The sequence below is a fragment of the Streptomyces sp. NPDC004111 genome (genome assembly GCF_042874215.1).
Classification (GTDB): Bacteria; Actinomycetota; Actinomycetes; order Streptomycetales; family Streptomycetaceae; genus Streptomyces.
Map to the genome: position 1 here is coordinate 103,455 of NZ_JBIAMU010000022.1, position 17,588 is coordinate 121,042.

Genomic DNA, 17,588 nt, shown 5'->3' on the forward strand with positions numbered 1-17,588 from the left:
AGGGGGCCAGGAGGGGGCAGCGGGATCGGCCTGCGCCCGAGGGGTCAGGGGATCAGCGTGTAGAAGTAGTAGCCGAGCGGGATCATCACGATCCACAGCCCGAGCGGGATCTCCTTGAACCGGCCGGCGCACGCCTTGACCAGCACGTGGGCGACCAGCCCGGCCGCGATGCCGGTGCCGAAGTTCCCGAAGAAGACGGTGGTGGCGACGACCAGCGCGGCCGGGACGGCGTCCGTCGGGTCCTTGAAGTCGATGTTGCGCAGCGCGCCGAGCATGGACAGCCCGATGTACATCAGTACGGGTGCGGTCGCCGCCTGCGGGATCAGCGTCGCGAACGGGGTGACCAGCAGCAGCGCCGCGAAGGCGCCCGCCGCGTACACCGAGGAGAGGCCCGTGCGGCCCCCGCTGTCCGCGCCCGCCGAGGACTCCAGGTAGGCGGTCATGCTCGGCGCTCCGAGCCCGGCACCGCCGATGACGGCCGCCGAGTCGACGTAGAAGGGGCGCCGGATGCCCGGCATGTTCCCGTCCTTGTCGGTCAGTCCGGCCCGCCCGGCGACCGCCAGCAGGGTGCCCGTCATGGAGAAGAACTCCGAGACGAAGAAGGCGAAGATGTACGGGAAGTACTCCGGCCTGAGCGCGCCCAGGACGTCGATGTGGAACGCGACGGCACCCGGGCTGTCCGGCGCCCCGAAGAGGTGGTCGGGCACCTCGGTGACGCCGAGCGGAATGCCGATCAGGGTGACGGCCGCGATGGTGATCAGGAACGCGCCGGGCACCTTGCGGGTCATCAGCGCGGTGAGCAGCACCAGACCGGCGAGCGCGAGCCAGGCCGTCGGCTGCGAGAGGTCGCCGAGGCCGAGCGCGTTGCTGGCGGGCTTGGCGACGACCAGGTCGCTGTCCCGGAAGCCGAGCAGCGCGATGAAGAGTCCGAGCCCGCCGCTGATGGCGTACTTCAGGTTCAGCGGCATCAGCTTGGTGATCAGGTCCCGGATGCCGAGCGCGGTCAGCACCAGGAACGCGATGCCCGACCAGAACACCATGCCGAGCGCCGAGTCCCAGGGCACCCCGTCCTGGCCCACGATCGTCACGGCGAGCAGGGCGACGCCGCCGAGCCCGGGGGCCAGGACGAACGGCAGGTTGGCGAAGAGGCCCATGGCCAGCGTGCCGGCCACGATCGCGATGATCACGGCGGTGGTCACCGGGCCGTGCGGGACCCCGGCCTTGGCGAGCTGACCGGGCACGACGACGACCGCGTAGGCGGCGGCGACGAACATCGAGAGCCCGGCGATGGCTTCGGTACGGGGCGTGCTGCCGCGTTCGCGGATCCGGAAGCGGCGCTCCAGCAGGGACGGCGCCGCGCCGGGCCCGGGGGTCGCGGCGGCGCCCGCGGAGCCGGCGGACGCGGCGGAGGCGTCGGACCCTCCGGACGCGGCGGGCCCGGTGTCGCCGGTCTCCGCGTCGGATCCGGACACATCGGCACGGGAGGTCATGGCAGGGCACCTCGGCATCGGGGAGAGGGGCGAGACACGGGCGGAACACACAGGATGCAACCGGTTGCAGAGACCGGTTGCACTTAGAATGACATGCCCCGGACGCGAGGAGAACCCGGACATCGGTCACACTGCGATCTCGGCGGAACGTACGCATCACTGAAGCGCGCAGGGGGAACCAGGTGTCGACACTGGCCGACGTGGCCCGCGAAGCAGGAGTCTCCAAGGCCACCGCGTCGCGCGCCCTGATGCGGCCCGAGATGGTCGCCGCGGCCACCCTGGCCAAGGTCAGGGACGCCGCCGACCGGCTCGGCTTCCACCCCAACCCGGCCGCCCGTGCCCTCACCACGGGCCGCACCGGGATGCTCGGCCTGATCGTGCCGACCCTCGCCAACCCCTTCTTCGCCCCACTGGTGCTCGGCGCCCAGCAGGCGGCGGAGGAGACCGACAACCACCTCCTGATCGCCGTCTCGGAGTACGACGCGGACCGCGAGGCGGCCCTCGCGGAGCGCGTCTCCGAGCAGGTCGACGGCCTGATCCTGGTCGCCCCGGTGGGCACCGACGCCTCGCTGCGGACCCGTGCGGACCGTCTGCCGCTGGTCCTGGTGGACCGCCGGGTGGGCCGGCTGCCCGCCGTCGTCCTGGACACCGCCACCGGCACCGCGGACCTGGTCGGCCACCTGGTCGAGCTGGGCCACCGGCACCTGGCCTACGTGTCGGGCCCGTCCGGCTCCTGGGCGGACACCCACCGGCAGGCCGCGATGAAGGCCCTCACGGACGCGGCCGGGGCCCGCCTCGACGTGCTCGGGCCGCTGCCGCCGACCTTCGACTCGGGCATCGCGGCGGCCTCCGCCGTCCCCGCGGCGGCGACCGCCGTCGTCGCGTACAACAGCTATCTCGCCCTCGGGCTGCTGCACGGCCTCAAGGCGGCCGGGCGGGAGGTGCCGGACGACATCAGCATCGCCGCCGCCGACGACCTCACCGCGCTCGCCTCGACCACGCCCGCCGTCACCGCGCTCGACGTGCCGGTCGCCGAAGCGGGCGCGGCGGCGGTCACCCGGCTCCTCCAGGTCCGCGAGGGGGTCCGCCGCACGGTCACCACCAGCCTGCCCACGACCCTGCGCCGCCGCGCCTCGACGGCGGCGCCGCGCGGGGCGGGCGGGTAGGACCCGGGCGGGCAGGAACCGGGCCGGTAGGAACCCGGCGGGTCGGAACCGGGCGGGTCGGAACCGGGCCGGTGGGAAGCGGGCCGGTGGGAAGCGGGCCGGTAGGACCCCTTCGACCGGCCCCGGCCCGGCCGTCCCGCCCGTCGCCGCGCCCTGTGCCTCCCCCGGTCCCGCCCCGCCCGTCGCCGCGCCCCGCGCCCCCGGTCCCGGTCCGGACCGCGCACCCCGCCCCCGGTCCGGACCGCGCACCCCGTGCGGCTCACAGCTCCACGAACCACTCCCGCCCCAGCAGCCGCCCGAACAGCGCCGTCGGCATCCGCACCAGGGCCCGGAAGGCCCCCGCGCTGCGGCCCGTCCCCCACACCTGGGAGCCGTGCGCCGCCAGCGCGGCCTGTTTGCGGGCCGCGTAGCGACGGCCGTCGATCGCGTGGGTGACCCTGGCGCGGGGTGTGAACGCGACCCGCAGCAACGCCGTCCGCCGCTCGTCGGGCCGCAGCACGACGCCCGGCCGCCAAAGCAGCGCGGTCAGCCGGAGCAGCCGGATCGGTGCCGTACGCACGACGGCCGCCGCCAGCACCCTGCGCACCCCCGCCAGTTCGGCCGCCCGTACCGCCACCTCGTGCGCCCGCACGTGGTCCCGGTGGCCGTAGGCGCCGTCCGCGTCGTGCGTCACCAGTACGTCCGTGTGCTCGTCCCGCAGCACCGCCGCCAGCCGCGCCGCCGCCTCCTCGACGGGTGCCCGCACGAAGCGCGCCCGGTCCGGCGGGTCCGGATAGAGCTCCCGGCCGTGCCCGCTGTCCGCGTAGCCGAGGTGCACGACCCGGGAGGCACGCAACTCCCGTGCCGCCGCGCGCAGTTCGTCGAGCCGCAGCGGGGTTTCCGGCGCCGGGCCCAGCTCCCCGTCCGTCGCGGTCACCAGCACCACCCGGTGCCCCTCGGCCGCCGCGCGGGCCAGGGTGCCCCCGGCGTGCAGGACCTCGTCGTCGGGGTGCGCGAAGAAAGCCACCAAAGTTGCCATGCCACCGGAGTGAACCACCCGGGCCCGATTTCACGTCAAGAAGAGTGGGCGGCTTTATGCGGACCCTACGCAGACCGAAGCCGCCCACACCGACCGAAACCGCGGGGGACCCAGAGATGAGCCACCACCAGTCGCCGACCCGGACCGTGCTGGGCTACCCCCGCACCCGTCTGCTGCGCATCCTCGCCGGATTCCCGGCCCTCGGGCTCGTCCTCGGCTTCGCGCTGCCGCCGGCCGCCCGGTGGCTGGACGGAATGTCGGTGCTGCCGCTGCGCAACGTCCTGACCTTCGTCGCGGACATGGAGGACACCTGGCAGGCCGTGGCGTTCGCGCTGGCCGCGACGGTGCTGGGGCTGCTCGCGGCGTTCGTCGCGGTCGCGGACTCGGTGAAGGTGACGCTGGACGGCGACACCCTGGGGATCGAGTTCGGCGACCGGCAGAAGCCGCTGGCGCTGCGCCGGGAGCGGGTGGCCGCGGTGTTCGTCGAGGGCCGGGACCTCGTGGTGCTCGACTCGGCGGGCCGGCCGCTGGCCCTGGCCCCGCACCGGGCGTCCCGCCACTCGCTGGCGCAGGCGTTCCGCGCGCACGGCTACCCGTGGTGCGACTCCCGCGCCGAGGCCGGTCTGCCCGCGCGCACCGCCGGGGCGAACAAGGCGCAGGCTCCTGCGCCGATGTCCCCCTCGGCCGCCTGACCCGAGCCCCGCGCCGGGCCGCCCGCCCGCCCCGCACCCGCCCTTCGCACCCGTACGGCGTCCGACGCCGTGCGGGTGTCGGCGTTCCGGGCCCGATAGCCCGGCCGCGCACACGGTCCCGCAGGCCCGCGCACACAACTATAGACACCACCAATAACTGTCATCCCCAACAACTCTTGGACTCTATAGCCACAGCTCATGCATGGTGGAGCACGTCGGACAGAACGTCCGGCGAAACGGGACGAAGTCCCGTGAAAACCGCCCCGTCGTGAGGAGTGATTCCGTGAAGGAGATCGCAGCAGGATTCGAGCGCTTCCGGCGCGAGGCCTTCCCGCCCAGAGCGGAACTCTTCCGGCGGCTGGCCACCAGTCACACCCCGAACGCCCTGTTCATCGGCTGCTCGGACGCCCGGGTGGTGCCCGAGCTGATCACCCAGCGGGAGCCCGGCGAGCTGTTCGTCATCCGTACGGCCGGCAATCTCGTCCCGCCGTACGGGCAGGACGCGGACGGCATCGCGGCCAGCATCGAGTACGCGGTGAACGCCCTCGGCGTCGCCGACATCATCGTCTGCGGCCACTCCGCCTGCGGCGCGATGACCGCGCTGGCCACCGGCACCGACATGTCGGCCCTCCCCGCCACTGCCACCTGGCTGCGGCACGCGGACGCCTCCCGGGCGCTGCTGGACGCCGCCCCGGCGGCCGAGGACCGCGTCTCCGCGCTCGTACGCAGCAACGTCCGCGCCCAGCTGGCCAATCTGCGCACCCACCCCTCGGTGGTCCGCGCACTCGCCCGGCACGAGGTCGCCCTGCACGGCTGGGTCTACGACATCGGCTCCGGCCGCATCGAGACCGTCGACGCCGAAACGGGCGCCGCCGCACCGCTCACCGTCTGACCCCCGCCGTGCGGCCCGTCTCCCGGCCCTGCACCACGGCCCACCCCGGACCCTTCCCCGGGTCCCGCCCCCTCCCCGAAGACCCCTCCCCGAAAAGGAACCCCTCATGAACCACCTGCACTCCCACGCCGACCAGAACGCCCGCCAGCAGCTGACCGTCGCCGCGATCGAGGCCAAGACCCGGCGGGACCTCTCCTGGAAGGAGATCGCCGAGCCCACCGGCCTCTCCGTCGCGTTCGTCACGGCCGCCCTGCTCGGCCAGCACCCGCTGCCCGCCGACGCGGCCCGCACCGTCGCCGGCCTGCTCGGTCTGGACGACGACGCGGTGCTCCTGCTCCAGACCGTGCCGATGCGCGGCAGCATCGCCGGCGGCATCCCCACCGACCCGACGATCTACCGCTTCTACGAGATGCTCCAGGTGTACGGCACGACGCTGAAGGCACTCGTCCACGAGGAGTTCGGGGACGGCATCATCTCCGCGATCAACTTCAAGCTCGACGTGAAGAAGGTCGCCGACCCCGAGGGCGGCGAGCGCGCCGTCATCACCCTGGACGGCAAGTACCTCCCCACCAAGCCCTTCTAGGGCGTGTCCAGGGCGCTCCCCGCGCCCCGCCGGGGGACTGTTTCACGTGAAACAGTCCCCCACCCCCCACACTCCGTCACCCCGTCAACCACCGGAGAAGGCAATGGACTTCGCACAGCGCACCATCGATCTCGCCCGCGCCAACGTCGCCGAGGGCGGCCGGCCCTTCGCCACCGTCATCGTCCGCGACGGCGAGGTCATCGCCGAGAGCGGCAACCAGGTGGCGCAGACGAACGACCCCACCGCCCACGCCGAGATCCTCGCCATCCGTGAGGCCTGCGCCAAGCTCGGCACCGAGCACCTCACGGACTGCACGATCTACATCCTGGCCCTGCCCTGCCCGATGTGTCTGGGCTCGCTCTACTACTGCTCGCCCGCCGAGGTGGTCTTCCTGACGACCCGCGACGCGTACGAGCCGTTCTACGTGGACGACCGCAAGTACTTCGAGCTCGACACCTTCTACGGCGAGTTCGCCAAGCCGTGGCAGGAGCGCCGTCTGCCGATGCGGCACGAGGAGCGCGCGGAAGCCGTCGACGTCTACCGCGACTGGAACGCCCGCAACGGCGGCGAGCGCCGGGTCCCGGGAATGCCGACCGCCTGACGGCCGCCGCTCCCCCACGACCGGCCCCATGAACCGCACGGGCCGGTGCCGGGAACCCGCCCTCGGGTCCCCGGCACCGGCCGTTCCGCACTCCGGGGCTACTCCCCCGCGTGCGCCTTCCGCACCGTTTCGAGGTCGATCTTCTTCATGGCGTACATCGCCTTGGTGGCCCGCGTCGCCCTGGCGCCGTCCGGGTCCGCGATCAGGTCGATCAGCTGCTCCGGCACCACCTGCCAGGACACCCCGAACCTGTCCTTCAGCCAGCCGCAGGGGCGCTCCTGGCCGCCGCCCTCGGTGAGGCGCGCCCAGTAGTGGTCGACCTCCGCCTGGTCCGCGCAGTCGATCTGGAACGACACGGCCTCGCTGAACTTGAACTCGGGCCCGCCGTTCAGCGCGATGAACCGCTGGCCGTTGAGTTCGAACTCCACCGTCACCACACTCCCCGCGGGGCCCGGCCCGGCGTCGTTGTAGTGCAGCGTCCGGCCGCGCGACGAGTCCTTGAAGACCGACAGGTAGAAGTCGACCGCTTCCTCGGCCCGGTTCTCGTCGAACCACAGGGTGGTGGCGAATCCTCGCTTGCTCATCGTGTGCTCCTCGTCGGAGATGAAGCCCTGCAACCGTCCTTGCCCACGTAATGACTCCCGGCGGGCGGCGAACTCATCGGCGGCGGCGCGAAGTGCCGAAGATCGACCGGCTGATCTCCCGGCCCAGCTGCGTTCCGATGGACCGCGCGAGCGACTTGAACATCCCGCTGCCCACCACCTGCTCGATCAGCGAGGGATCGTCCCGCCCGGCCTTCTCCGGAGCCGGGGCCCCGGGTGCGGGCGCGGGTGCCCCGGCAGCCGGCGCGGGGGCCTGGAGCTTCTCGTACGCCGACTCCCGGTCCACCGCCTCGGCGTAGCGCCCGTACAGCAGTGAGGACTTCACCGCCCGGTCCAGGGCCTCGTCGCCGACCGGGCCCATCAGCGACTCCGGCGCCCGCAGCCGCGTCGCCGCCACCGGGGTCGGTGCGCCCTTCTCGCTCAGCACGGTGATCACCGCCTCGCCCGTGCCCAGCCCGGTCAGCACCTCCTCCAGGTCGTACGGGGAGTGCGGGAAGGTCTTCACGGTCGCCCGCAGCGCCTTCGCGTCGTCCGGGGTGAACGCCCGCAGCGCGTGCTGCACCCGGTTGCCGAGCTGGGCGAGCACATCGGCGGGCACGTCCTTCGGCGTCTGCGTCACGAAGAAGACGCCGACCCCCTTCGAGCGGATCAGCCGCACGGTCTGGGTGATCGATTCGAGGAAGGCCCGGGAGGCCCCGTTGAAGAGCAGGTGCGCCTCGTCGAAGAAGAACACCAGTTTGGGCCGGTCCAGGTCGCCGACCTCGGGCAGTTCCTGGAAGAGGTCCGCGAGCAGCCACATCAGGAAGGTGGAGAAGAGCTGCGGCTTCTGCTGCACGGCCGCCAGCTCCAGCAGCGACACCAGGCCACGCCCGTCCGGCGCCTGCCGCAGCAGCTCGCTCGTGTCGAACTCCGGCTCCCCGAAGAAGTCCCCGGCGCCCTGCTGCTCGAAGGCGGTCAGCGCCCGCAGGATCACCCCGGCCGTGACCGTGGAGAGCCCGCCGATGCCCTTCAGTTCGGGCTTGCCCACGTCGGAGGTCAGGAAGGCGACGACGGCCCGCAGGTCCTTCAGGTCCACCAGCTCCAGGCCCTTGGAGTCCGCGTAGTGGAAGATCAGGCCGAGCGACTGCTCCTGCGTCTGGTTCAGCTGGAGGACCTTCGAGAGCAGTACGGGACCAAAGCTGGTCACCGTCGCCCGCAGCGGGATTCCGGGGCCGATCCCGCCGAGCGCGTAGAACTCGCAGGGGAAGCCCGTGCCCTGCCACTCCTGCCCGACGGCCGCCGCCCGCTCCCGTACCTTCTCGCTGTCCTCGCCGGGCGCCGAGATGCCCGAGACGTCGCCCTTGATGTCGGCCAGGAACACCGGCACGCCCTGGGCCGAGAGCTGTTCGGCGATCAGTTGCAGGGTCTTGGTCTTTCCGGTGCCGGTGGCGCCCGCGACGAGACCGTGCCGGTTCAGCACGGCGAGCGGGATGCGGATCTGCGCATCGGGCCGGCAGCTGCCCTCCCACAGCAGCGCACCAAGATCCAGAGCGGGTCCGGTGAAGGCATAGCCGCTCGCAATCGTCGCCTCAACGTCACCCATGTCACCGGAGGGGGTACTTCCGCTCATCGTTTGCTCCCGTTCTGGCGCTGAATACGACCTTTGCATCCCTCCCTCATGGCTGCGCCCGGAGCACCTTGACCGGTAGGCTTTCCGTGTGATCTTCAAGCGCATCGGAAACGGCCGGCCGTATCCCGACCACGGCCGGGAAAGCACCCGGCAGTGGGCGGATGTCGCGCCGCGCCCGGTCCGCCTCGATCAGCTCGTCACCACCAAGGGCCAGCTGGATCTGGAAACCCTCCTCGCCGAGGACTCGACCTTCTACGGCGACCTGTTCGCGCACGTCGTGAAGTGGCAGGGCGACCTCTATCTGGAGGACGGGCTGCACCGCGCGGTCCGCGCCGCGCTGCAACAGCGCCAGGTGCTGCACGCGCGCGTCCTCGAACTGGGCTGACCGGCACCCGGCCGGTACCCCCGCCGGGCCGGCCGGCCTCCGTCCGCGCGGCCCGCTCCGCGGAACCGCCCTGCCGTCCCGCGGGGTCGGCCAGGTGGGTTCGTCCGTCAATGCCCCATTGACCCTTTCGGGTTGGGCATGGCCGATGATTGACCCATTCGTTGATCATTTAGTACGCAACCCGGCTGGTCGGCACTACGCTGCGCCCATGAGCATGCTGACTCCCCCCGGCATGGGCGGAAAGTACCGCATCACCGGAAACGCCTACCCCCGGATGCGCCGCCCCCGTAACCGCCGCCGGATCATCCTCCTGGCGACGGCCTGCATCGTCGCCCTGGGCCTGGCCGGCTGGGGAACGCTGCAGCTCATCGACGTCTTCACCGGTGGTGAGAAGAAGGCGGTGGCGGGCGGCAGGAAGCCCGACTGCAAGCCCGCGGCGACCACCCCGGCCGCCCCCGCGGGCAAGGTCCCGCAGCCCGCCGCGATCAAGGTCAACGTCTACAACGCGACCCCCCGCAGCGGCCTCGCCAAGCAGGTCGGCGAGGAGCTCAAGAAGCGCGGCTTCCAGGTCGTGAAGTTCACCAACGCGCCCAAGGAGTACGACAAGAAAGTCAAGGCCGCCGCCCTGCTGGTCGGCGCCCCCAAGTCGCTCGACAGCACGCTCCCGGTGCTCGGCACGCAGCTGAAGAAGGCCGAGCGCAAGGCCGACGGCCGCGCCGGGGCGGACGTCGACCTGATCATCGGCGACGCCTTCAAGTCCCTGGACGCGAAGAAGGACGCGGACACCGCCCTGGCCACCCTGGCCAAGCCCGCGTCCGCGCCCTCCGGCGACAAGTGCTGAGCACGTCCCCTACGGCGTAGGTACTACTCCGCGGTCCCGTACATCCGGTCGCCCGCGTCACCCAGACCCGGCACGATGTAGCCGTTCTCGTTGAGCCGCTCGTCGACCGAGGCCGTCACGACGGTGACCGGGGTGCCGGCCAGCTCGCGCTCCATGACCTCGACGCCCTCCGGGGCGGCCAGCAGCACGACGGCGGTGACGTCGTCCGCACCGCGCTTGATCAGCTCCTGGATCGCCGCGACGAGCGTGCCGCCGGTCGCCAGCATCGGGTCGAGCACGTAGACCTGGCGGCCGGAGAGGTCCTCGGGCATCCGGGTCGCGTAGGTCTCCGCCTGGAGGGTCTCCTCGTTGCGGATCATGCCGAGGAAGCCCACTTCGGCGGTCGGCAGCAGCCGGACCATGCCGTCGAGCATGCCGAGACCGGCCCGCAGGATCGGTACGACCAGGGGGCGCGGGTGGGACAGCTTGACGCCCGTGGTCGCGGTGACCGGCGTCTCGATGTCGACCTGCTCGGTGCGCACGTCCCGGGTGGCCTCGTACGCGAGCAGGGTGACCAGCTCGTCGGCGAGGCGACGGAAAGTAGGGGAATCGGTGCGCTTGTCGCGCAGCGTGGTGAGTTTGTGCGCCACCAGCGGGTGGTCGACGACGTGTATCCGCATGTTTCCACAGTAACCGGGCGTGGCCACCGGCCGCCCGCCGCGGCCCCGCCGGGGGCACCCCTGCCGCACTCCTCCCCGTTCGGCTCGCATCATCACCACGACCCGAGGGAAGGTGAAGACATATCCATCCCGCCTCTTCAGGACGGTGCGGCCGATGACGCAGCAGCCAGAACAGGACACCGCCGGGCAGCGGACCGAGGAGAGCGACGCGGCCCGCAGGCGCCGACGCGCCCAGTTCCTCCGCGAACTGAACGAGGCCAAGGAGCTGCGGGACCGGGTCCAGCCGAGGCGGGCCCGAGCGGCCCGAATGCGCCAACAAATGCGGATGCGTACCTTCCGCTGGTAGTCGCAGGAGCACTTCCCGGACAGTGCCGAACACCTCACCCTCCGGACTGATGCACGACGCAAGAGCGGAAGACCTCTCGCTCGGGCCAGGTTTCTGCCACGATTCCGAGTGGGCGGGGCCGAGCGGAGCGCCGCTGAATCGTCACACCTCTGATCAGTGGGAGAGTCACGGTGTACATCGCCGCACTGCTCGCGCGCACCGAAGACGGTTGGCAAGCGAGCGACACAGAGCTCGACGACGTGGAAACCCTGTCGGACCTCGTCGAACTGGCCCGTGAGGGCTCGGTGGACGACGACACGGTTCTCGTCTTCATCGAACAGGAGGACGCCTGGTTCGGCGTCGTCCGCGTGGAGGACCTGGAGGAACCGCGGATCTACGTCTCCGACGCGGCCGCCGCGGCCCGTTCCAGTTACGGGGAGATCCTCACCAACGAACTGCTCGGCGGGGACGGCGACGACCTCTCCGCCGACCTGGACTCGCTGGACCTCGACGGCACCGAGGACGGCGAGAGCGAACCGGCCGCCCCGGACGGGGAGAGCGACGGCCTCGACGACGACACCGCCGACGGGCCGGGATCGAAGGCCGCGACGGCGGGCCCGGTCGGTGACCGGCAGATCCTGGCCGACCTGGGCATGAGCGAGAAGGAGCTGCTGGAGCTCGACGGCGACGCGCTGTCCGAGATCGCGGACGCGCTGGGCGTCGCGGAGATCCTGGAGGCCGTGCGCTAGTGCCCCCTGAGCAACACCGGCGGTCCCCGCGGGAGCAGGCCCCGCGGGAACCGGCGGCGCACACCTACGACCTCGTACGGGAGCCGTGGCAGCCGGTCATGGTCCTCGCCCTGGCCGAGGCGGCGGCGGCAGCGGCGGCCGGTGACGTGCCGGTCGGCGCCGTTCTGCTGTCCCCGGCCGGGGAGGTGCTCGCCCTCGGCCACAACGAGCGGGAGCTGCACGGCGACCCGACCGCGCACGCCGAGGTGCTGGCGATCCGGCGGGGCGCCGAGAAGCTGGGGCAGTGGCGGCTGGCCGGCTGCACGCTGGTCGTCACCCTGGAGCCGTGCGTGATGTGCGCGGGCGCGATCGTCCAGTCCCGGATCGAGCGGGTCGTCTACGGCGCGCGCGACGAGAAGGCCGGGGCGGCGGGCTCGCTCTGGGACCTCGTACGGGACCGGCGGCTCAATCACCGGCCCGAGGTGATCGCCGGAGTACGTGAGGAGGAGTGTGCGGCGCAGCTGACGGCCTTCTTCCGCGACCGGTAGGCCCCTCGTGCCCGGACCGGCGGTTATCGGTTTCGGAGCACTGCCTCACGTGGGCTAGACTCTGTCTCGGTAGCGTGTCCGAGTGGCCTAAGGAGCACGCCTCGAAAGCGTGTGATGGTGCAAGCTATCCGTGGGTTCAAATCCCACCGCTACCGCCATCAGAAAGCCCCCGCCGGAATTCCGGTCGGGGGCTTTCTTCATTCCCGTACGGCGGACGGTGTGCCGCGCGCGTACGGGAAGGGGTGCGGGCCGCACGGTCCGCGGAAAAGGCGAAAGCCGGCAGCGCCGGCCGTGAGGGCGGCCGTGACTGCCGGCTTTCGAAGAGGACGGGGGAAGCGGCATCGGGGGGACAAGCCGCTCCCCCCGATGAGAACGGACCCCAAAGTCCGAGCCGCAGTCAGGGGGGTGCGCGACCCGGACCCCGCAGTGAGGTCCCGTTCCTCGCCCGGTGGATTCCTGCCAGATCCCCTCGGGCTCAAGAACAATCCTGCCCCTGCCGCGCGCCTCCGCACGACGCCAAAGGGCCTCCATGGCGGGGCCCTTGGTCCTTAAAGGAGGAGTGAAGGACTCCGGAAGGACTCGCTGAGTGATCGCATACGGCCACTTGAGTTGTCCGCTCGTACGGTTAGACTCTCGCGACTGCTTGGCGGACCACAGGGGAGGGTCTGGGCGTGGACATCAAAAAGGCCATCCTGTACATCTTGGTCGTTTTCGTGCTGTACACGATCATCACCTCCCCCGACAAGGCGGCGAACATGGTCGGGCTAGGCTTCCAGGGCCTGTCCGACGCGGCCCGGGGCATCGGTTCGTTCATGACCAATCTCGTGAAGTAGCCGGCCAGCAGGCGACCCGCGGAGCCCGCGGCAGGGCCGCTCCCCTTCCCCAAGGAGTGTCCGTGATCCGCCATCTGGTCCTCTTCAAGCTCAACGACGGCGTCGACCGCGACGAGCCCCGCGTGCAGGCCGCAGCGCAGGCCTTCTTCGAGCTCGGGGACCTCGTTCCCGAGCTGGAGTTCTGGGAGTGCGCCTGGAACATCACGGACCGCCCCATCGCGTACGACTTCGCCATCAACTCCGCCGTGTCCGACGCCGATGCGCTGAAGCGGTACATCGAGCACCCGGCGCACCAGGCGGCCGCCGGACAGTGGCGCGAGTTCGCCACCTGGGTCATCGCCGACTACCCCTTCTAGTCCGGCCGCCCCTTCCGGACCACCCTCCCCTCGGGGAGGAAACGCCCGGCCCCGCATCTCATGGATGCGGGGTTTTTGCATTGTTATGCCCCAACTTGCCCTCAACACGGCGTTATACGGTGCTTGCACACAGTGCACATGTCTTGTGATGCTATGACCGCTTTTGACGGATGAGTGAAGCGAAGTGTTCAGGTAGCGACCGAAAAAGGGGTGGCGTGACCGTGCCGGCCAGTACTGCTCCACAAGCGCCGCCCTCCCAGGCGACCTCCCCGGAGGTCTCGCCCACCGGGCCCTCCCCGACCACCGAGGCCCCGCTCACCGAGACCCCCGAGCGCATCCCCGGCGCCCCGGCCGCCCGCACCCGCGGCGCGGACACCCGGGCCCTCACCCAGGTGCTCTTCGGCGAGCTGAAGCACCTCACGCCCGGCTGCCGGGAGCACTCCCGGGTGCGGGCCGCCCTCATCGAGGCCAACCTGCCGCTGGTGCGGTACGCCGCAGCCCGGTTCCGCTCGCGCAACGAGCCGATGGAGGACGTCGTCCAGGTCGGCACGATCGGGCTGATCAACGCGATCGACCGGTTCGACCCGGACCGCGGCGTCCAGTTCCCCACCTTCGCGATGCCGACCGTGGTGGGCGAGATCAAGCGGTACTTCCGCGACAACGTGCGCACCGTGCACGTCCCGCGCCGCCTCCACGAGCTGTGGGTGCAGGTCAACGGGGCGACCGAGGACCTCACCACCGCGCACGGCCGCTCCCCCACCACCGTGGAGATCGCCGAGCGGCTGCGGATCACCGAGGACGAGGTGCTCGCCTGCATCGAGGCGGGCCGCTCCTACCACGCGACCTCGCTCGAAGCGGCCCAGGAGGGCGACGGGCTGCCGGGCCTGCTCGACCGCCTCGGCTACGAGGACCCGGCGCTGGCCGGAGTCGAGCACCGGGACCTGGTCCGCCACCTTCTCGTCCAGCTTCCGGAGCGTGAGCAGCGGATTCTGATGCTGCGTTACTACAGCAACCTGACGCAGTCCCAGATCAGTGCGGAGCTGGGAGTTTCCCAGATGCATGTGTCACGGCTCCTTGCCAGGAGCTTCGCGCGGCTGCGGTCCGCAAATCGAATCGAGGCGTAACCCTCGCGGGTGGAACCTGCGGGGGGCAGAAAAGCCGCACACCCCCTCTTTCCTGCATGTATTTGTCGACTTGGCGCTACAGCGTGTTGCCGACATGTGACATTCTGCTGGAACCGCGTTTGCCGCAGCTCCGCCTCCGGTATTCAGGTGGAGGCTGCTTCCTCCGACGGGAAGCGTCCGCCGCTACCGTCCGCGACCCTAAGAGGGGGTGGCATGTCCGTAGAACAGGGCAGTTCGAAGGTGCTCATCAAGGATGCGCCCGACATGCTCGACCGTGCTCCGGCGATCCAGATCCCGGTGCAGCCGGTGCCCGAGCAGGTGGCGCCCGTGCAGGCGCCGCCGATCGTTTCCCAGCCGGAAGCACTCGACACCCGCACGCTGTCCCGCTCCCTGTTCCTGCGGCTCGCCGTCCTCGACAAGGACAGCCCGGAGCGCACGTACGTCCGCGACACCCTCATCGAGCTCAACCTGCCGCTGGTGCGCTACGCGGCCGCGCGCTTCCGGTCGCGCAACGAGCCGATGGAGGACATCGTCCAGGTCGGCACCATCGGCCTGATCAAGGCGATCGACCGCTTCGACTGCCAGCGCGGGGTGGAGTTCCCCACCTTCGCGATGCCGACGGTGGTCGGGGAGATCAAGCGCTTCTTCCGCGACACCAGCTGGTCGGTACGGGTGCCCCGGCGGCTCCAGGAGCTGCGGCTGGCCCTCACCAAGGCCAGTGACGAGCTCGCCCAGAAGCTGGACCGCTCGCCCACCGTGCCCGAACTGGCCGCCGTGCTCGGGGTTTCCGAGGACGACGTGGTCGACGGCCTGGCCGTGGGGAACGCGTACACCGCCTCCTCGCTGGACTCGCCCTCCCCGGAGGACGACGGCGGCGAGGGTTCGCTCGCCGACCGGCTGGGCTACGAGGACACGGCGCTGGAAGGCGTCGAGTACCGCGAGTCGCTGAAGCCGCTGCTGGCCAAACTGCCGCCGCGCGAGCGCCAGATCATCATGCTGCGCTTCTTCGCGAACATGACGCAGTCGCAGATCGGCGAGGAGGTCGGCATCTCCCAGATGCACGTCTCCCGGCTGCTGACCCGCACCCTGTCCCAGCTCAGGGAAGGGCTCATCGCCGACTGAGCCGATCCGCCCCGGCGGCCCCCAGGGCCGCCAAGTACTGCTACCCACTGGTCATTTGACGAGGCGTCAGCAAGACTGGCGCGATGCGACGTCAGCGAGTGGCGGTGGGTGCCGGTGCGGTCGTGCTGTGCCTGGGCGGTCTGCTGGCCGCCCTGGGTGACAGCGACGGCGAGGACGGATTTGTCGCGGTGGGTGCGGCCGGAGCGGGCCCCGAGGGGGCTCCGACGAGGGCCGTACCGCCCGAGGGCGGCATCCAGTACGTACCGCTCGACTCGTCCGGACGTGCCGCGGACCCGTCCAACTCCGCGACGGACAAGCCGGGTTCGCCCGCAGCAGGCCCGCGCCCCGGTTCGACGCCCGGGGCCGACGGCCGGTCCGCCCGTACGCCGGCGGACGACGCCCCGCGGGGCGGCACGGACAGCGGAGGTTCCGGCGGCGCCCCCGGTGGCGCCCCTGACAGCATCTCCGGCACCGGAAGCACCCCCGGCAGCGGCGGTGGCACCGGAAGCGGCGGTGGCACCGGAAGCACTTCCTCCGGCGGCAGTGGCGGTACACCCGCCCCCGGCCGGACCACACCGCCCCCGCCCCCCTCGAAGCCCGCCCCGAAGCCGGGCCCGGCCAAGCTCTCCGTGGGCTCGCCGGTACGCGCCCAGGCGGACCGGCGGTGGTGCGAGAAGGTCACCGTGGCACTGCGCAACTCGGGCGGGACGGCGGTGCGCTCGGGCACCGTGACGTTCGCGACGCACATCATCGGCGCGCTGGGCGTCGACTGGGGGACGCGCACGTCCTCCCAGCCGCTGCCCGGACCGATCGGCCCGGGAGAGGCCAGGAACGCGACGTACACGGTCTGCGTGGACGCGTGGCGGGTGCCGCTGGGGATGCACGTGGAGACCCGGAAGGTCACCGCCGCCTGGAAGTAGGGGTCCGCCCCGGATCCGGGCCGGCCCTCGCGAGCCGGGCCCGTATCCGTACGGGAGGTACGGGATCCGTACGGACGCACGGGATCCGCAGGGGACGTACTAGCCGAGGGCGAGCCAGGCCACCGCGGCCAGCACGACCACGACGGCGACGATGCCGATGATCAGTCCGGTCTTCGGGCCCGACGACTGCGCGGCGGGCTGCGAGCGGCGCTGCTGAGCAGGCTCCTCGTCCACGAACGCGCGGAACATCTGGGTGCTGCCCGCCGGGTCGTAGTTGCCCTCGGGACCTTGGCCCTGGGGGGCGTGGGGGTTGTGTGCCATGCGCGAGACCCTAGCGAAGGTGACCCCCCGAGCGACACCCCAGGGCCCTTCTCGCCTCTGATCTGCGGCTTTACCGGCGGTACCCGAGCCCTTGACCGGTCGCACACGGAGCCTTTTGGATTCCTTTGCCCCAGAGGCCCGAAATTAATTTGTCTGAAGCAACCATCTACTCATATGGTTGCCCTAAGCAACAAGATGCGTATGAAGGCTCAAGGAGGTGCCGTGGCCGCACAGAGCCAGTACGAGGAACTGGCCCGCCAGCTCAGCGCCTTCGGAGCGGTGAAGCGAGGGCTGGCCCGCATCCTGCCCCTGGAGTGCCCGCCCGCTTCCGCCGCCGTCCTCACCCTGCTCGACCGCAACGGCGAGATGCGGCTCAGCCGGCTCGCCGAGCTCATGGCCATCGACATGTCGGTGACCAGCAGGCACGTGACCCATGTCGCCGAACGCGGCTGGATCGACCGCTCGCCCGACCCGGGCGACAAGCGGTCCCGGATCCTCCGCCTCACCCCGGACGGCAAGGCCGTCCTGGACGAGCTCTCCCGGCACAGCACGGAATTCCTCGCCGACACCCTCGGCGACTGGTCCGACGACGAGGTCGGACAGCTCAACGCGATGCTCGCCCGCCTGCGCGACAGCTTCGGCGACTGCCGTTCCTGGACGCCCGTGCCGCTCGACTGCACCGCGCACACCGCTTCGGGCGGCACGTCCGGCACTCCGGACGCCGCACCCACGACTTCCGCGATACCCGCAACACCTGCGTAAAGGACAAGGAT

The 17,588-nt window shown here is 71.2% G+C and carries 22 protein-coding genes and 1 tRNA gene; 17 read left to right on the forward strand and 6 right to left on the reverse strand.

The annotated features are described in order from the left end of the window. Positions 1 to 44: 44 nt before the first annotated feature. Positions 45 to 1,490: an NCS2 family permease gene (locus ACFYVL_RS35305; RefSeq protein WP_389252328.1), complete on the reverse strand. Its 1,446-nt coding sequence runs from the start codon at positions 1,488 to 1,490 to the stop codon at positions 45 to 47. A 182-nt stretch (positions 1,491 to 1,672) separates the two neighbouring features. Here ACFYVL_RS35305 and ACFYVL_RS35310 point away from each other — a divergent pair, with 182 nt between their 5' ends. After that, positions 1,673 to 2,656, forward strand: a complete 984-nt coding sequence (locus ACFYVL_RS35310) for a LacI family DNA-binding transcriptional regulator (protein ID WP_389252330.1) — start codon at positions 1,673 to 1,675, stop codon at positions 2,654 to 2,656. Positions 2,657 to 2,915: 259 nt separating this feature from the next. Here ACFYVL_RS35310 and ACFYVL_RS35315 read toward each other — a convergent pair whose 3' ends face one another. After that, positions 2,916 to 3,674 carry a PIG-L deacetylase family protein gene (locus tag ACFYVL_RS35315; protein WP_389252332.1) on the reverse strand — a complete coding sequence of 253 codons (759 nt, stop codon included), beginning with the start codon at positions 3,672 to 3,674 and terminating at the stop codon, positions 2,916 to 2,918. A 116-nt stretch (positions 3,675 to 3,790) separates the two neighbouring features. Between ACFYVL_RS35315 and ACFYVL_RS35320 the strand changes: the two genes are divergently transcribed. The 4 genes from ACFYVL_RS35320 to ACFYVL_RS35335 all read left to right on the forward strand — a co-directional run bounded on the left by ACFYVL_RS35320 (position 3,791) and on the right by ACFYVL_RS35335 (position 6,442). Beyond that, on the forward strand, positions 3,791 to 4,366 hold the full coding sequence (locus ACFYVL_RS35320) for a hypothetical protein (protein ID WP_389252334.1): 576 nt from the start codon (positions 3,791 to 3,793) through the stop codon (positions 4,364 to 4,366). 283 nt (positions 4,367 to 4,649) lie between these two features. Then, a complete protein-coding gene (locus tag ACFYVL_RS35325) occupies positions 4,650 to 5,258 on the forward strand; it encodes a carbonic anhydrase (RefSeq protein ID WP_389252336.1) in 609 nt (202 codons plus the stop codon). A gap of 106 nt (positions 5,259 to 5,364) precedes the next feature. Beyond that, complete coding sequence (cynS, locus tag ACFYVL_RS35330) at positions 5,365 to 5,841, forward strand: cyanase (RefSeq protein WP_389252338.1); 477 nt, start codon at positions 5,365 to 5,367, stop codon at positions 5,839 to 5,841. Positions 5,842 to 5,944: 103 nt separating this feature from the next. Beyond that, positions 5,945 to 6,442, forward strand: a complete 498-nt coding sequence (locus ACFYVL_RS35335; RefSeq protein WP_389252340.1) for a nucleoside deaminase — start codon at positions 5,945 to 5,947, stop codon at positions 6,440 to 6,442. 98 nt (positions 6,443 to 6,540) lie between these two features. Here ACFYVL_RS35335 and ACFYVL_RS35340 read toward each other — a convergent pair whose 3' ends face one another. Together ACFYVL_RS35340 and ACFYVL_RS35345 are read right to left on the reverse strand one after the other, a co-directional pair. Further along, complete coding sequence (locus tag ACFYVL_RS35340; protein ID WP_389252342.1) at positions 6,541 to 7,026, reverse strand: VOC family protein; 486 nt, start codon at positions 7,024 to 7,026, stop codon at positions 6,541 to 6,543. Positions 7,027 to 7,099: 73 nt separating this feature from the next. After that, the gene (locus ACFYVL_RS35345; protein WP_389252344.1) at positions 7,100 to 8,653 is read right to left on the reverse strand and encodes a helicase HerA-like domain-containing protein; all 1,554 of its coding nucleotides are present in this window, start codon (positions 8,651 to 8,653) and stop codon (positions 7,100 to 7,102) included. Positions 8,654 to 8,741: 88 nt separating this feature from the next. Between ACFYVL_RS35345 and ACFYVL_RS35350 the strand changes: the two genes are divergently transcribed. Together ACFYVL_RS35350 and ACFYVL_RS35355 are read left to right on the forward strand one after the other, a co-directional pair. After that, the gene (locus ACFYVL_RS35350; RefSeq protein ID WP_003955420.1) at positions 8,742 to 9,038 is read left to right on the forward strand and encodes a type II toxin-antitoxin system VapB family antitoxin; all 297 of its coding nucleotides are present in this window, start codon (positions 8,742 to 8,744) and stop codon (positions 9,036 to 9,038) included. Positions 9,039 to 9,246: 208 nt separating this feature from the next. Continuing rightward, complete coding sequence (locus tag ACFYVL_RS35355; protein ID WP_389252346.1) at positions 9,247 to 9,879, forward strand: LytR C-terminal domain-containing protein; 633 nt, start codon at positions 9,247 to 9,249, stop codon at positions 9,877 to 9,879. 23 nt (positions 9,880 to 9,902) lie between these two features. Here the strand turns inward: ACFYVL_RS35355 and upp are convergent, their stop codons facing one another. After that, complete coding sequence (upp, locus tag ACFYVL_RS35360; protein WP_389252348.1) at positions 9,903 to 10,538, reverse strand: uracil phosphoribosyltransferase; 636 nt, start codon at positions 10,536 to 10,538, stop codon at positions 9,903 to 9,905. Positions 10,539 to 10,692: 154 nt separating this feature from the next. Between upp and ACFYVL_RS35365 the strand changes: the two genes are divergently transcribed. The 9 genes from ACFYVL_RS35365 (at position 10,693) to ACFYVL_RS35405 (ending at position 16,494) form a co-directional block, all read left to right on the forward strand. Then, a complete protein-coding gene (locus ACFYVL_RS35365) occupies positions 10,693 to 10,884 on the forward strand; it encodes a hypothetical protein (protein ID WP_389252350.1) in 192 nt (63 codons plus the stop codon). A gap of 170 nt (positions 10,885 to 11,054) precedes the next feature. Then, entirely contained in the window at positions 11,055 to 11,612 is a 558-nt protein-coding gene (locus tag ACFYVL_RS35370) for a hypothetical protein (protein WP_389252352.1), read from the forward strand. A 98-nt stretch (positions 11,613 to 11,710) separates the two neighbouring features. Continuing rightward, positions 11,711 to 12,139, forward strand: coding sequence for a tRNA adenosine(34) deaminase TadA (gene tadA, locus ACFYVL_RS35375; RefSeq protein WP_389252494.1), 429 nt, complete (start codon positions 11,711 to 11,713; stop codon positions 12,137 to 12,139). 68 nt (positions 12,140 to 12,207) lie between these two features. Beyond that, positions 12,208 to 12,297, forward strand: a tRNA-Ser gene (locus ACFYVL_RS35380). A gap of 513 nt (positions 12,298 to 12,810) precedes the next feature. Then, entirely contained in the window at positions 12,811 to 12,972 is a 162-nt protein-coding gene (locus ACFYVL_RS35385; protein WP_389252354.1) for a hypothetical protein, read from the forward strand. Positions 12,973 to 13,034: 62 nt separating this feature from the next. Beyond that, a complete protein-coding gene (locus tag ACFYVL_RS35390; protein ID WP_389252356.1) occupies positions 13,035 to 13,328 on the forward strand; it encodes a Dabb family protein in 294 nt (97 codons plus the stop codon). 221 nt (positions 13,329 to 13,549) lie between these two features. Continuing rightward, on the forward strand, positions 13,550 to 14,452 hold the full coding sequence (locus tag ACFYVL_RS35395) for an RNA polymerase sigma factor SigF (protein ID WP_389252358.1): 903 nt from the start codon (positions 13,550 to 13,552) through the stop codon (positions 14,450 to 14,452). A 213-nt stretch (positions 14,453 to 14,665) separates the two neighbouring features. Further along, the gene (locus ACFYVL_RS35400) at positions 14,666 to 15,574 is read left to right on the forward strand and encodes an RNA polymerase sigma factor SigF (RefSeq protein WP_389252360.1); all 909 of its coding nucleotides are present in this window, start codon (positions 14,666 to 14,668) and stop codon (positions 15,572 to 15,574) included. A gap of 83 nt (positions 15,575 to 15,657) precedes the next feature. Then, positions 15,658 to 16,494: a hypothetical protein gene (locus ACFYVL_RS35405; protein ID WP_389252362.1), complete on the forward strand. Its 837-nt coding sequence runs from the start codon at positions 15,658 to 15,660 to the stop codon at positions 16,492 to 16,494. A gap of 99 nt (positions 16,495 to 16,593) precedes the next feature. On the opposite strand, the gene ACFYVL_RS35410 is transcribed toward ACFYVL_RS35405, so the two are convergent. Next, a complete protein-coding gene (locus ACFYVL_RS35410) occupies positions 16,594 to 16,815 on the reverse strand; it encodes a hypothetical protein (RefSeq protein WP_389252364.1) in 222 nt (73 codons plus the stop codon). A 222-nt stretch (positions 16,816 to 17,037) separates the two neighbouring features. Between ACFYVL_RS35410 and ACFYVL_RS35415 the strand changes: the two genes are divergently transcribed. Beyond that, positions 17,038 to 17,577, forward strand: a complete 540-nt coding sequence (locus tag ACFYVL_RS35415) for a MarR family winged helix-turn-helix transcriptional regulator (RefSeq protein ID WP_389252366.1) — start codon at positions 17,038 to 17,040, stop codon at positions 17,575 to 17,577. Positions 17,578 to 17,588: the final 11 nt, after the last annotated feature.